14 protein-coding genes are annotated in these 14915 nt (G+C 36.5%); 5 read left to right on the top strand and 9 right to left on the bottom strand.

All coding sequences use genetic code 11. From position 1 onward, the window contains the following. Position 1 precedes the first annotated feature (1 nt). The gene (locus tag KYG33_RS21445; RefSeq protein WP_077415377.1) at positions 2-871 is read left to right on the top strand and encodes an alpha/beta hydrolase; all 870 of its coding nucleotides are present in this window, start codon (positions 2-4) and stop codon (positions 869-871) included. 299 nt (positions 872-1170) lie between these two features. On the opposite strand, the gene KYG33_RS21440 is transcribed toward KYG33_RS21445, so the two are convergent. The 4 genes from KYG33_RS21440 to KYG33_RS21425 form a co-directional block, all read right to left on the bottom strand. Further along, positions 1171-1869 (bottom strand): DedA family protein, encoded by a 699-nt coding sequence (locus KYG33_RS21440; protein WP_077415379.1) that lies wholly within the window; start codon positions 1867-1869, stop codon positions 1171-1173. An 86-nt stretch (positions 1870-1955) separates the two neighbouring features. After that, positions 1956-3068, bottom strand: a complete 1113-nt coding sequence (gene prfB, locus KYG33_RS21435) for a peptide chain release factor 2 (protein ID WP_047381300.1) — start codon at positions 3066-3068, stop codon at positions 1956-1958. A gap of 112 nt (positions 3069-3180) precedes the next feature. Then, positions 3181-4287 (bottom strand): NAD(P)/FAD-dependent oxidoreductase, encoded by a 1107-nt coding sequence (locus tag KYG33_RS21430; protein WP_180565457.1) that lies wholly within the window; start codon positions 4285-4287, stop codon positions 3181-3183. A 91-nt stretch (positions 4288-4378) separates the two neighbouring features. Then, positions 4379-5734 (bottom strand): ATP-binding protein, encoded by a 1356-nt coding sequence (locus KYG33_RS21425; RefSeq protein WP_077415383.1) that lies wholly within the window; start codon positions 5732-5734, stop codon positions 4379-4381. A 116-nt stretch (positions 5735-5850) separates the two neighbouring features. On the opposite strand from KYG33_RS21425, the gene KYG33_RS21420 reads away from it, so the two are divergent. From KYG33_RS21420 to KYG33_RS21410, 3 genes are all read left to right on the top strand, one after another. After that, complete coding sequence (locus tag KYG33_RS21420; protein WP_077415385.1) at positions 5851-6753, top strand: ABC transporter ATP-binding protein; 903 nt, start codon at positions 5851-5853, stop codon at positions 6751-6753. Between the two features lie 2 nt (positions 6754-6755). Then, positions 6756-7601, top strand: a complete 846-nt coding sequence (locus KYG33_RS21415) for an ABC transporter permease (RefSeq protein ID WP_219072385.1) — start codon at positions 6756-6758, stop codon at positions 7599-7601. A gap of 125 nt (positions 7602-7726) precedes the next feature. Beyond that, positions 7727-8353 carry a hypothetical protein gene (locus tag KYG33_RS21410; RefSeq protein WP_219072384.1) on the top strand — a complete coding sequence of 209 codons (627 nt, stop codon included), beginning with the start codon at positions 7727-7729 and terminating at the stop codon, positions 8351-8353. Between the two features lie 43 nt (positions 8354-8396). Here the strand turns inward: KYG33_RS21410 and msrB are convergent, their stop codons facing one another. The 5 genes from msrB to KYG33_RS21385 form a co-directional block, all read right to left on the bottom strand. Then, the gene (gene msrB / locus KYG33_RS21405; protein ID WP_077415888.1) at positions 8397-9494 is read right to left on the bottom strand and encodes a peptide-methionine (R)-S-oxide reductase MsrB; all 1098 of its coding nucleotides are present in this window, start codon (positions 9492-9494) and stop codon (positions 8397-8399) included. A 17-nt stretch (positions 9495-9511) separates the two neighbouring features. Beyond that, the gene (locus tag KYG33_RS21400) at positions 9512-9955 is read right to left on the bottom strand and encodes a DUF417 family protein (RefSeq protein WP_180565454.1); all 444 of its coding nucleotides are present in this window, start codon (positions 9953-9955) and stop codon (positions 9512-9514) included. 79 nt (positions 9956-10034) lie between these two features. Further along, positions 10035-10304, bottom strand: a complete 270-nt coding sequence (locus KYG33_RS21395) for a hypothetical protein (RefSeq protein WP_219072383.1) — start codon at positions 10302-10304, stop codon at positions 10035-10037. A gap of 6 nt (positions 10305-10310) precedes the next feature. Continuing rightward, positions 10311-10865, bottom strand: a complete 555-nt coding sequence (locus KYG33_RS21390) for a sigma-70 family RNA polymerase sigma factor (protein WP_219072382.1) — start codon at positions 10863-10865, stop codon at positions 10311-10313. A gap of 104 nt (positions 10866-10969) precedes the next feature. Beyond that, entirely contained in the window at positions 10970-11884 is a 915-nt protein-coding gene (locus tag KYG33_RS21385; protein WP_139348493.1) for a DUF2268 domain-containing putative Zn-dependent protease, read from the bottom strand. A gap of 245 nt (positions 11885-12129) precedes the next feature. Between KYG33_RS21385 and alaS the strand changes: the two genes are divergently transcribed. Beyond that, positions 12130-14733: an alanine--tRNA ligase gene (gene alaS, locus KYG33_RS21380; RefSeq protein ID WP_077415399.1), complete on the top strand. Its 2604-nt coding sequence runs from the start codon at positions 12130-12132 to the stop codon at positions 14731-14733. Positions 14734-14915 lie beyond the last annotated feature (182 nt).

Below are 14915 nucleotides of genomic sequence, written 5' to 3'. Positions count from 1 at the left end.
TATGAAAAAGCTCATTCTCAGGTATCATTTTTTTGTGATGGGATGCTTCGGTTTTCTGCTGCAGTCCTGCAATACAAGGTTCAGAGTCTGGGTAGGCCCGGGAGGCCAGCAGAAAATTTACAATTTGAAATATGGTGAACATAAAAGGCAGAAAATGGATATCTTTCTTCCCAAAGATTATGCTGAAGATTCTCCTGTAGTTCTTATCATTCATGGCGGAGCCTGGACTTTAGGCAAAAAAGAGCATATGATACAGATTCAGAAAATGCTTTTTGAAAACAGAATTCCGAGTATCAGCATGAATTACAGATTGGTTTCTGAAAAGAAAAAAATCACTTACAAACAGCAGGTTGAGGATATTGGTCTGGTGATTGAAAAATTCAATTCTTTAACAGAAAAAGCAGAACTTCTGCCCAACAATTATATTCTTCTGGGAGAAAGTGCCGGTGGACATTTGGCGCTGCTTTACGGATATCAGCATTCTGATCAGATCAAAAAAATTATTTCTCTAAGCGGACCTACAGATTTCTACAGTTCTGGATATCTTAAATCTTTCTATTCCAAATATGCTTCTCCAACTATTCAAAAGGTAGTAGGCAGTAAATTTGACCGGAAAAATGTGTCTGAAGCCTTTAAGGAAGCCAGCCCTATAGCCAATATTACCAATGTTCCTACCTTGTTGTTTCAGGGTAACAATGACTTCCTGGTCAATCAGCACCAGGGAATTGCGATGGACTCAGCTCTTACCCAAATGAATATTCCACACAAGTTTATCTTCATGAAAGGAGCAGGCCATGTACCAAGATTATTCAGTAAAAGAAAAAGAGACAGCATTATCTATCCCAACATTCTGGAATGGATCAAAAAATAATCTCTTTAATGCAAAGAATCTTTAAATACCCAGTACAAAAAATTAATCTTTGAATAGTAGATGTATTTAACAAAGACGCTATGAATGCAAAGGAATCTTGAAGCTCATTATTTTATTGTTTGCTAAGACACTTCGTTCAGCGAGGCAGATTACTTAGCTAAGTGAAACGCCCTTACGAGCGAAAAGTAGCAGAGCATGATAATAACATTGTGAGCTTTGCGTGTTAAAAAAACATTACTAGATACATAAAAGCCACCTCATTTCTGAGATGGCTTGATATTTTTTGATTGAATTATTTATTATTTAAAGTCCTGGTCCTCGTATTTTTTAGAAAGATCTTCTTTTTTTCCGAAAACAAACTTGAAGATTACCGGAAGTGTTGTTACCAATACAATTACGATGATGATATATTCAAGTTTTTCTTTTAAGTTGATTCCAAACTGTTCCATAAACAGTTTATCCAGATAATGTCCGGCAAAGATCAAAATAAATGACCATAACACGGCACCAATAACATTATCTCTTAAAAATTCCTTTTTGTCCATCTTTACAATCCCTGCTACAATTGGGGTAAAAGTTCTTACAACAGGTAAGAATCTAGCCATAATAATTGCTAATGCCCCATGTTTTTCAAAGAAATCATGAGCCTGGTAAAGGTATTTTTTCTTGAAAAGCATTGAATCCGGTCTTTTATATAAAGCAGGTCCTGCCTTCCTTCCAAAATAATATCCTACCTCATTTCCAATAATAGCAGCAAGAGCTACTCCTGAAGCCAATAATGTAGTATCTAAGAAATCACTGCCCGTAGAGCCAAAAGTCTCTTTGATGATTTCAACGGCATAAATCCCTGAAACGAACAAAAGTGAATCTCCTGGCAGGAAAAACCCTACAAAAAGTCCTGTTTCAGCAAATACAATAAACAAAATAAGCCAAAACCCTCCCATTTTAATATAAAACTCCGGGTTTAATAAATCCTTCCAGCTATTGAAATCTTCCATAAATATCGATGAACAACAAAAATAGGTCTAAAATGTCTGAAACAAAAATTAATTATAAGATTTTAACTAAAATTCAGACATGATTTTTATAAGTCGAGGTCATCATCTGAAACGGCCGTCCCATCGGCCATTAGAAATGCTTTTAAGAATGGGGTAAGATTCCCATTCATTACGGCATCCACATCTGAAGTTTCATGACCTGAGCGTACATCTTTCACGAGTTTGTAAGGATGCATTACGTAATTTCGGATCTGGCTTCCCCACTCGATTTTCATTTTGTTGGCTTCTATCTCATTTCTTGCCTTCATACGCTCTTCCAATTCCATCTCATAGAGTCTTGAACGAAGGAGCTGCATGGCTTTTTCTTTATTCTGAAGCTGGGAACGGGATTCTGAGTTTTCAATGATAATTCCGGTTGGTGCGTGACGAAGACGTACAGCGGTTTCTACCTTGTTTACGTTCTGCCCTCCTGCTCCGGAAGACCTCATCGTTTCAAAAGATATATCGGCAGGGTTAATATTAATTTCGATCGTATCATCTACTAAAGGATAAACATATACGGAAACAAAGCTGGTATGACGTTTCGCATTACTGTCAAAGGGCGAAATTCTTACCAAACGGTGTACTCCATTTTCACCTCTTAAATATCCAAAAGCAAATTCTCCTTCAATTTCCAGGGTAACCGTCTTCACACCGGCTACATCACCCTCCTGAAAGTTCAGCTCACGGATTTTATATCCTTGTTTTTCTGCCCACATTGTATACATTCTCATCAGCATAGCTGCCCAGTCGCAGCTTTCTGTACCTCCAGCTCCAGCTGTGATCTGAAGAACAGCAGAAAGCTCATCCCCTTCGTTGGAAAGCATATTTTTGAATTCAAGGTCCTCAATTTTTTCAACCAATTGCGGAAATGTCTCATCCAGTTCCTTTTCAGAATCCGGATCTTCCTTAGCAAAATCCACTAAGACCTGTATATCTTCAAACTGTGTCTGAATTTCATCATAACCTTCCACCCATTTTTTCTTGGAACGAAGCTGCTTTAAGAATGCTTCAGCAGTTTTCGGGTTGTCCCAAAATTCAGGTGCTGCTGTTTTCTCATCATCATTGGCAATTTCTATCTTCTTTTTTTCAATCTGAAGGTATCTGTGTAAGTCTTCAATCCTGGATTGAACTTCTTTTATCTGGTCGTTGTTAATCACGAATTTTTCTTTTTGCAAAAATAAGGAATTCTTTTAGAGTGGAGCGTTTTGAGTTTAAAGTTCCGGGTTTCAAGTTTTGAGTTCGGATTGGAGATTGATACACCTCTTTATTTTAAATAATATCAGCCATTATCTCACCAATCTTAGGAGCCAGGGCAACTCCCATTCCTGAAAGTCTTACTGCACAAAACTGTCTTTCTGAAAGCTGTTTTACAATAGGAGTCTTTTCCGAACCCATGGCCATGATTCCTGACCAGCGAAGTGCTATTTTAAAATCTGTATAAGGAAGTATGACTTCTTTTAAAAAGTTTTCCAAATGATTTTGCAGAAATTCTGTCGTTTCAAAAGCCGTTGTTTCTTCTGTCTTAAAATCCTGATTTCTTCCACCACCCAACAGAACCCGGTTTCCTACATTCCTGAAATAATAATACCCTTCATCATAGTGAAAAGTTCCTTTCAACTTCAATCTTTCTATGGGCTCTGTCAGAAGAATTTGTCCACGGGCTGGAATGATATTTTCTTTTCCCAGGAATCTGGAGGTGAATGCATTGGTGCAATAGATCATTTTATCTGCTTTTACAGAAATATCACCGGAAAGACGAATCTCAACCTCAAGGGGTCTTTCTTCAATATTTTCAACCTCTTTTCCGAATAAGAATTCTACCTTCAGCTCATGACATTTTTCCAAAAGCTTCTGCAACAGCTTTCCCGAATGCAGACTTCCTTCACAAGGATTTTCAATCAGAAATGCAGATTTCCCCAACCCGAATTGCTGTATTTTATCCTGTTTCAGACTATATGTTTGATCCAGACCAGTTATTACTTTCAGCTTTTCATTGATGGAATCCATATGGGATAAAGGTTCTTCGCTATTTAAAACTTCATAGCCTCCATTACGTTCAAAATCAATTTCATCATTTTTGAAATAATGTTGAATTTTCTGAAGACCCTCAAATCTCATTTTAACAAGCTCCAGAGTTTTTTCCCAACCCATTTTCTGTGAATCTGCAATGACTTCGGTAAAGCTTCCGAAACAGGCAAACCCGGCATTCCTCGTTGAAGCACCCAGTGGAATAGCATTCCGTTCAATGATAAGAACAGATTTTTCAGGATACTTCTCCTTAATGGATATAGCTGTCCAGAGCCCGGAAAACCCGGAACCAATGATAATGATATCTCTTTTCCTGTAGAAAGTATCCAGTTCCCAGATGCTGTTCATGAGTGATGAGTAATTTTTTGTAAAATGTAAAATATATTTATGAATGCAAAACTTTAAACTCTAAACCTTGAACCTTAAACTTTGAATTTCCTTACCCTTTGTCTTTCTCCTCGTCATTATGCTGAAATCCGATAGCTCTCTGTGGTTCTTCAACAACTCTGTAGGTTTCCAGTTCGCTCTTCAATGCCTGAATCCTAAATTTAAAATCATCAAAATTATTGATAATGGCATCGGCTAAGAACCGGGCCACCTGATCAAGATATTCTTCAGTAAGCTTGGAACCTGCATCCCTTAACGCTCCACTCAAAAGATTCTGATCAATTTTCAGCTTCTCATTTCTGGTTCTTTGATAAAGATTTTTAATTCTTTTCTTTAAACTTTGGGTAAAATCTATCAGCATCGTATTGCTGAAGGCTTTCATCTTTGAAGATATTTCATGCCAGAAAGGGATTTTATCTGCTTTGTTGTTTTTAAGTATTTTATAAAGCAAAGAATCTTCTTCCAATCCTCTGGTCATGGCATATAAAATGATTTCTGATCGTTCTGAAGCATTGGGAGGAAAGATCGGGATCATGACATCAAATCTTCCCGGAGCAAGAATTTCTTCGTCAATTTCTGAAACTGAATTGGCAGAACCCACCATCAGAACACCTTCTTTTTCAAATTTTCCGATATAATGAAGGATAAGCTCCTGAGCTTCAAGATTACAGGAAGCAACATCTGTTTCTGCTCTTCTCTGCATCATAATTTCATCAAAATCATCCATAAAGAGCAGCATTTTGTTTTCCTTCATCATATTTAATAGAAAATCACTGAAGTTGATTTCATTTCCGTCAATCAGCGAAGTTCCCAAATAGTGTTTTTTGACTTCTTTAAACTGATAGCCAATAATTTCAGCAATCTTATTCGCCCAAAATATCTTACCGCTTCCCGGAGGGCCATACAAAATAATTCCTGCAGGCTTGTTGATCCCCCAATCTTTGATCTGCTGTGGGTTCAGGAAGGGTTCCAGAACAGTAGATGTATAAAAAAACAGATCTCTGTATCCTATGAAATCTCTTTGCTGAAGGCTGGTTTTACTTCCGAAATAATCATAGACAAACTTATAGTTTCCGCCTAATTTGTTATCAATTCCATAACTTGATATAGAAGATTTGAAAAAACCATTATCAAAAATATTGAGGTTGTTATCTTTAATCACCTTTTCTACCTTGTCTTTAGGCTGATTGATAACTTTGGCAATCTGCTCCAGCGTTTTATTTTTGTCCAGATCTTTTTCGTATAATCTTAAAAAGTCTACGTTTTCGCGGGCAAATTTTTCAAAATCTTCTTTTACTTCAAAATTCGTACTGACACAGTCTACCAATTCAAGATCGAAATCCTGTATAAACTGTTTTATGGCTTCTGCAGAAACATTCAGTTCTTCTGCCAGTTCAATTAGCTTCATAAGTATTGATTAATTCTATCAAATTTAATGTATTTACAAATAAATTGACATTGATTTATGATAATTCTGTAACATTATCTAATTTATATAGACTACTACTATGTAAAACAAATTACATGGAAAAGATTTTATCAGTAAAAAATTTGACAAAGAAATTCAAAAGAGTTGTCGTCAACAATATTTCTTTTGATGTTGAAAAAGGAAACGTGTATGGGCTTTTGGGTCCCAATGGAAGTGGAAAATCCACCACTTTCGGAATGCTGCTTTCCACCATCAATCCTACCAGCGGAGACTGGTTCTGGTTCGGCAAAAAAGGAACAAATCCAGAAACTTTAAAAAAGATAGGAGCGATTATCGAACAGCCCAACTTTTATCCTTATCTAAGTGCAGAAACCAATCTTAAAATTGTAGCAGAAATTAAAAATGCTCCCTATTCAAGGATTGATGAAGTTTTGAAAACCGTGAATCTGTATGAAAGAAGAAAAGATACCTTCAAAACCTTTTCTCTGGGAATGAAACAACGTCTTGCCATCGCTTCAGCTATGCTGAACAACCCTGAAGTAATGATATTGGATGAACCGACCAACGGACTGGATCCGGAAGGAATTATTCAGATCAGAGAGATCATCAGCGATATTGCCAAGCAGGGAATCACGATTATTATTGCCAGCCACCTTTTGGATGAAATTGAAAAAATCTGCAGCCATGTCATTGTATTGAAAGAAGGAAACTCCATCTACTGTGGAAGAGTAGATGAAATGACTTCCAACAACGGATATTTTGAACTGAAAGCTGATAATAACATATTACTTTTCAATACATTGAACGAATTACCGTGGTTTAGCTTCGTCAATCAGGACAGGGATTATATTAAAGCCCAGATCCGTGATGATGTGTCAATTTCAGCTTCAGCACTGAATCAGAAGCTGGCGGAAAAAGGGATTTTCTTATCTCATTTGGCCAAGAAAAAACTATCTCTTGAATCACAATTCCTTGAACTTGTAAAAAACACCAATTAGTCATGATAAAATTATTAAAACTGGAATACTACAAAAATCTGAACTATAAGCCGTTTAAGGTTTTTACGATACTTTATTTCGCCATTCTTATTGCTTTGCTTTTCATCGGATTGGTTGATTTTGATATTTTTGGAGGAACCATTAATTTAAAAGAGCAGGGAATTTATAATTTTCCGGAAATCTGGAACTTCACCACATGGATTGTCGCTTTACTGAAAATTTTTCTGGGACTGATTATTGTCTTCTCTATTTCACAGGAATTCAGCAACAGAATGTTCAAGCAGAATACGATTGATGGATTGAGCAGAAAAGAATTTATCACTTCAAAACTGCTGACGATAAGTATTTTCACCATTGTTTCTACGGTGATTGTATTGGGTATCACTATATTTCTTGGTTATCAATATTCAAATACAAAAGAATCAGCAAAAGTTTTTGTTGAGATCTTCTTCATTGGAAATTACTTTGTAAAACTGTTTACGTTCTTCTGTTTCTTAATGTTTCTTTCCATTTTACTGAGAAAATCGGTGTTTGTATTTCTTGCCCTTTTTGTCTTCTGGATTGGGGAAGGAATTTTAACAGCTGTTGAAGTTTTCTCTAAAGTAAGAGGAATGCAGGGGCCGCAAAGAAATGAAGTTCTTCAGAATGACTTTTTTATCACGCATCTTTTGCCGTTGGAAAGTATGTCCAGCCTTATTCCTAATCCTATGATGAGATTAAATATGGTCAAAATGATGGGTGTAAAATATGAATTCCACTACCCTACAGAAAGCCTTATTGCTTGTCTGGTTTGGTCTGTCCTATTCATATTTGGATCGTACTGGATTTTGAGAAAAAGGGATTGGTAGATCTTAATGTTTAGAATTTAAAGATTGAATAATTAAAAATATTTAAAGATTATTTTTTAAGTGGTTCGTTTTCGGATCACTTTTTTTGGCTTAATATTTTCATTCAGTATTGTCAAAAACCAGCCATGAAAAAGATATACTATTTTCCGGGATTGATCAGTGCCCTACTGATTCCTATTCTATTCTGGTATTTTGGAAATCAGAGGGTTCATCTACCATATAGCGTAATGGATCTTGGACTTCCGTCGAAAGTCAGACCCAATAGAACTTTTAATAATACTTTTGAGCCTTACAGAAATTGGAATTATAAAAAGATAATTGTCTTCCCTAATATGGCTCTGCAAAATCAAAAATTGTATGTCTCAGAACTTAAAAAGCTTCAGGCAAGAAATGAGAAAGAATCCGGAATAGAATTTATCATCAATGATGATAATAGTTATCAGGATTTTATTGCTTTAATGGATGCGATGACACTTTCCAAGCAGGAAGTCTTTTGTCTCGATATGGAAAAGACAGGGCATTTTTTTGCTCTTCATGAATATAAAGATCTGCAAAAAGAAATTCGTCCTATTTGTGGCGGAACAGTAGGTGGTATGAGCGATTACAAAAAGAAGCAAACCTTGAATTTAATACAACCTGAAAGTTTTATCAATTATGTTCCCCAACAATCTTTTTATATCATTTTCGGATTTCTAATATTTCTAAATATCTCTATGCTCAGCATCAAAGAAAGATTTCAATTACATCATTAATTCAAAAATAAAAAGGCTGCCATCTGGCAGCCTTCCTTTCACATTACTTTTTATCTAACAACGGAAGATATTTTCCGTATCCTTTACTTTCCATTTCAGCTTTTGGAATAAATTTCAGCGAAGCACTGTTGATACAGTAGCGAAGTCCTCCTTTATCCTGTGGCCCATCTGTAAAGACATGTCCTAAATGGGCATCACCGGTTTTACTTCTTACTTCCACTCTGGTCATTCCGTGGGTACGATCCATTTTTTCATCAATCAAAGCCTTTGTAATCGGTTTTGAGAAACTTGGCCATCCACAGCCGGACTCAAACTTATCTGTAGAAATAAACAAAGGTTCTCCTGTGGTAATATCTACATAAATTCCTTCACGGGTTTCATTCCAGTATTCATTCTGAAAAGGTCTTTCTGTACCATTTTCCTGCGTAACATTATATTGTTCGGCAGTCAGTTTTTCTTTTAAAACTTTCTTATCCTGTTTTTGGTAGGCTGGCTTTGGAAGCGGATTGGCTTTTTTAGCCATTTCAAAAAGTCCCGGTTCAATGTGGCAGTAACCGCCCGGATTTTTATCCAGATAATCCTGGTGATAATCTTCTGCTCTGTAGAAATTTTTCAATGGAATAGTTTCTACCAATAAAGGTTTATTATAGTTTTTCGCCAGTTTCTGAACTTCATCTTTTACAATAGCTTCATCTGTTTTGTTGGTAAAATAGATTCCGGTTCTGTATTGGTTTCCTCTGTCATTTCCCTGCTGATCTTTGCTGGTAGGGTCAATGGTTTTAAAATAAAGGTCAATTAACAGTTTCAGATCTACCTGCTCAGGGTCATACTTCACTTTCACGGTTTCAGCAAAACCTGTTGTATGGCTTACCACCTCTTCATAAGTAGGATTTTGGGTATTTCCGTTGGCATAGCCTACATCTGTTCCTACAACTCCACGAATCTGTTGAAAAAAATGCTCTGTTCCCCAGAAACATCCCCCTGCAAAATAAATCTCTTTAACGTTTTTACTATCCATAATTTTCTCATTTTCTTTTTTTACTTCCACTTCATTGGGCTTCGTGTTCTTAAAAAGCCCGGATCCTGCAGCAAAAACTGCTATACCCAGAATGATTCCGAGTACGATTAATATATTTTTCATTTTTACCTTTTTATTCATTACTTATTATTTTGAACGATCATTAAGCCAAATCCTAAAAGCATAAGGTCTTTTAAAATAAAGAAATCCGTCACAGGCACTCCATCCACTATTTTCCAGATTCCCGGTGTTGTAAACAAATAGCTTAAGGTTACCAGAAAAGTGACAATCATTCCTATTCCTGCATACTTCTTCAGTACAGCAAATTTCGCACTAAATATCAGGAGTAATGCAATGATAATTTCTATCACTCCGATAAGATTTGACACTGCCTGGGCGCTCATAATCTTATATACGAAAAAAGTTAAGAAATGGTTTTCCACCAAAGGTTTTATGGCGGCTGCTTCTGTAGGGGTAAATTTGAAAATACCTATCCACAGCAAAATAAGAGCTGCTCCGAAGAGGGAGATATAATACCCGGCCCGGGTTAATTGATTTTTAGATTCCTGTACTGTTCCGACCATGTTTTAAGATTTTAATTGAATACTTTATTGTTTTCAATAGTATAGTCGGAGCCTTTTTAAAATCCTGACAGAAATTTTCTTAGAAATTTAATTTATCGATCATTTTATTTTTAAAATCCTGAATTTCAGACTCATTAATTTCAGTTTCCTGTTCAAAAAATTTCTTTTTAAAAACTTTATCCAGAAGTGCCAGCTTTTCATTGTACATTCTGCACCATTTGCAGATCATCAGATGCATGCTGAGCATCCTGTTTTCTCTGGCAGAAATGGATTGGGCATTCCTTTTTTCCATCAGTAAAGTAGCTTCACTGCATGGTAAAAATAATATATGTAGTATTCTTCTTATCATTTTTTCTTATGATTTTGAAAACCAGTTAAACTCCAGACATTCTCTCAGCTGCATGCGGCTTCTTTGCAAAATCTTCCAAAGATTAGTCGTAGAAACATTTAATTCCTGACTTACTTCCGGTGCTTTTTTTTCTTCGATATAATACATTTTAACCAGGATCTTCCATCTGGCGGGCAATTCTTCGATACATTCCTCCAATGTTTTATTAAAGTCTGCACTGTCTAAAAGTTCATCTCCGCCACCTGATACATTCCAGTCATTTAAAACATCATTTTGTTTCCATGAGCCTGTTCCATCAAAAAAATGATCAAGTCTGATATCAGGTTCAGATTTATACTTTTTCCGGTAAAAATCTGCAACTTTCCTGTTCAGAATTGCCATCAGCCAGGTGAGAGGATTGCTTTTTCCTTCAAAAGAATCATGGGCTGAATATGCCGCAAGAAAAACTTCCTGAACAACATCCTGTGCATCTTCTTTATTAGAAAGTACATACAGTGCCCGCTTCAAAAGCGGTCCGGAATATTGCTCTATCCAGCTTTTCAATTCTTCATCTTTTGTCATGGGAAGGATTTTTTGTCTTATCTCAGATCACAGCGAAGGTAATAAGTTAAGCGGGAAATTGCAAAATTTTCACGTTTTCTCTATTGCCAACCTTATTTAGTATATTATTTCATATAACCTGCCTTTTTAAAAAATGCGTGATGCTCGTTTTTTGAATAATTGATGCTGATGATTTCCTTTAATGCTGCTTTTTTATCTGCAGCCTTTTCATAATAGCTCTTACAAATTGTGTAGCCTACAAAATAGGCAAGATCAGCGGGTTTATCCTTAGAAGAACTTCCATTGTACATCCATTGATCCGTATCATATTGGTACATATCCTTTTTAAATTCCGACCAAAGCTGTTCTTCATGATTCCTGCCATAATCTATGTATGCAATATGAGGAAGATTTCCCAAAAGCTTTTCAGCAATAAAGTCGCAGGAGCCTTCCATTAAAGCCCAGCCTAATAAATCGAGATTACGATATTCTTCTTCATTATTCACTCCGTTGATATAATCCTGCTGTACATGAACCAGTTCATGAGCAATGTTATATTCTGTAGACTGCTTGATTTCCGGATCTGAAAGTGAGGTCAATGCGGTAACTTCTGTTCCTATTAAAATAAATTCACGGGTTGTCGTTCCACCTCTGTTAAAAGTACCTATCACAAAGCTAATCTGAGGGCTGTGAAATGATGGATAGATCTTTTTAAAAGACGTGTACAGCTTTTCTATATCATAATCCTGCTGCGCTATCTCCAACGTTCGTGTACGTACTTTATTCCAACGCTTTGGTATTTTATTAATGCTCTTGACATAATCTGAAACACTCATTGTGTCCATTTTTATCAATGCTTTAAGTGCCGGGCTTGCTTTCTCCAAATACTCTGAATTCATGATTTCCATCTGTTTCAGCGAGTCATTAGATTTCTGTGCCAGGTCATAGGCTTTCCAGAAGTTGGTGACATCCGTATTTGACACTCTTTTTTGGGAATAAACGAATGTGGTTAAGAATAAAAATATGACACTGTATTTCATAGGAAATTCTTTACTCCAAAATAAAACATTTAAATTGATTCCCAAGAAGATATCTTATAAGAATCTTTTCTCTTAGCTATACAAACCTTACAGCTTTACTCAGGGTCTGTAATAAAAGAAACAAATATCCGGCAAACTCAGTCGGGCACCATTCAAAACATAGCATAAAATTATTACAAATCGCTTAAAAATAGTAAATTTGCATCTTATCAAAATTTGATATTAAAAAAAGCAAAAGCAATACTATGACATCACAAGAGATACGTCAAAAATTTTTAGATTATTTTAAAAGTAAAGGGCATCTTATTGTTCCTTCAGCTCCTATTGTGCTGAAAGACGACCCTACCCTTATGTTTTCCAACTCCGGAATGACGCAGTTCAAGGATTTTTTCCTTGGCTACAAAACGCCTACCGCCCCTAGAATTGCCGATACACAAAAGTGTCTGAGAGTTTCAGGGAAGCACAATGACCTGGATGACGTAGGTAGAGATACTTACCACCACACCATGTTTGAGATGCTAGGAAACTGGTCTTTCGGGGATTACTTCAAAAAAGAGGCTATTGCTTTTGCCTGGGAATTACTGACTGAAGTATACGGAATTCCAAAAGAAAATTTATACGTAACGATTTTTGAAGGTGATGCTTCTGAAAATCTGGACAGAGACCAGGATGCTTATGATTTCTGGAAATCTCACATTTCAGAAGACCGAATCATCAACGGAAATAAAAAAGATAACTTCTGGGAAATGGGTGAAAGCGGACCATGCGGACCGTGTTCAGAAATCCATGTTGACTTGAGAACACCAGAGGAAAAAGCTAAGGTTTCAGGACTTGAACTGGTAAATAATGACCACCCTCAAGTTGTAGAAGTATGGAACCTGGTTTTCATGGAATTCAACAGAAAAGCTGACAAATCGTTAGAAAAACTTCCAGCTCAGCATGTAGATACAGGAATGGGCTTTGAACGTCTTTGTATGGCGCTTCAAGGGAAGTCTTCCAACTATGATACAGACGTTTTCACACCGCTTATTTCTAAAGTTGAAGAACTTTCAGGTAAAAAATATACGGGAATTTTAGAAGACGAAAAAGATATTGCCATCCGTGTTGTGGTAGATCACATCAGAGCGGTTTCTTTTGCTATTGCAGACGGACAGCTTCCTTCAAGCGGAGGTGCGGGTTATGTAATCAGAAGGATCTTAAGAAGAGGAATTTCTTATTCTTACAGATTTTTAGGGATGAAAGAACCTTTCCTTTATAAACTTGTAGCAGTTCTTCAGGAACAAATGGGGCCTTTCTTCCCAGAGCTTGAAAAGCAGGGAAAACTGGTTACTGAAGTCATCAAAAGTGAAGAAGATTCATTCTTAAATACGATTGAAACAGGATTAATCCGAGTTGAAAAATTAATTCAGCAAACTATTGCAGACAATCAAAAAGTTTTACCTACTCTTGAGGTTTTCGAATTGTATGACACTTATGGATTCCCAGATGATTTAACAAGAATCATTGCAGAAGAAAAAGGATTAACCATTGATGAGGAAGGGTTCGAAGCTGAAAGAGAAAAGCAAAGAAAGCGTTCTCAGCAAGATTCTGCTCAGAAAGTATATGACTGGGTAAACCTTGAATCAAAACCTGAAACATTTGTAGGATACGATCAGACTGAATCTGAAACCTATATTACAAGATACAGAAAGGTAGAAAACAAAGACGGGGAATTTTACCAGGTAGTATTGAGTAACTCTCCTTTCTACCCTGAAGGAGGTGGACAGGTTGGAGATAAAGGTGTTCTTGAGAATGCTGTTGAAAGCTTTGAAGTATTGGAAACCAAAAAAGAAAACGGATTGATTATTTCGTTGATCAGTGGACTTCCGAAAGATGCCGGTGCTGTTTTCTATGCTAAAGTAAATGCTTCTGACAGAAAAAATTCTCAAGCAAACCACTCTGTGACTCACCTTCTGCATGAGGCTTTAAGAGATGTTTTAGGAACTCACGTAGAACAGAAAGGTTCTTATGTAGGTCCTGATTATCTTCGTTTCGACTTCTCTCATTTCAACAAAATGACTGAGGAAGAATTGGCATTAATTGAAGAAAAAGTAAACAAAAAGATCAAAGAAAGTATTGCGTTACAGGAATTCAGAAATATTCCGATTCAGGAAGCTTTGGAGAAAGGAGCAATGGCTTTATTTGGTGAAAAATATGGTGACAGTGTGAGAATGATTCAATTCGGAAGTTCAAAAGAACTTTGTGGAGGAACTCACGTGAAAAACACCAGCGAAATCGGTCATTTCAAAATCACTTCCGAAGGTTCTGCAGCAGCTGGAATCAGAAGAATTGAGGCTATTTCAGGAGATAAATCAGAAGAATATTTCAACAATCTTGAAAAACAGATCACTGAACTTTCTCAACTGCTAAAGTCCAAAGATGTTGTAAGATCTATCGAAAAACTCATCGAAGAAAATGCTTCATTGAAAGCTGAAGTAGATGCTCTTAAAAAGGAAAAAGCAAAAGGAGAAATCGGTGAATGGAAGAATGCTTATGAGCAAAAAGGCAACAAGCAGCTTTTAGTAAAGAAAACTTCTCTGGATGCAGGTTCTGTAAAAGACATCGTATTCCAGTTGAAGAGAGAAATTCCTACTTCGGTAACGATTATCCTTTCTGATGCAGACGGCAAACCAATGATCACCGTTGGAGTTTCTGATGATCTGGCTGCAGATTATCAGGCAGGAGCTATCGTAAAAGATCTTGCAAAAGAAATCCAAGGCGGTGGCGGCGGAAACCCGGGTTTTGCAACAGCAGGTGGTAAAAACCTTGAAGGTCTGGAAAATGCTTACCAGAAAGCTTTGAATATATAAGAATAGAATACCTATTATAAATTTTAGAACAGGCTGTTTCATTTTTGAGACAGCCTGTTTCTGTTTTAATCATTATTTTTTTAACGCTAAGGATCGCAAAAAGACTCATGCTATCATAAATATTTCCGATTGCAAAGGCCGTTACACTCAGCCATGAAATGATTGCGTTTTTTGCTAAATAG

The organism is Chryseobacterium sp. D764, assembly GCF_019317325.1.
Taxonomy (GTDB): Bacteria; Bacteroidota; Bacteroidia; order Flavobacteriales; family Weeksellaceae; genus Chryseobacterium.
This window is presented reverse-complemented; position numbering and strand designations above follow the sequence as displayed.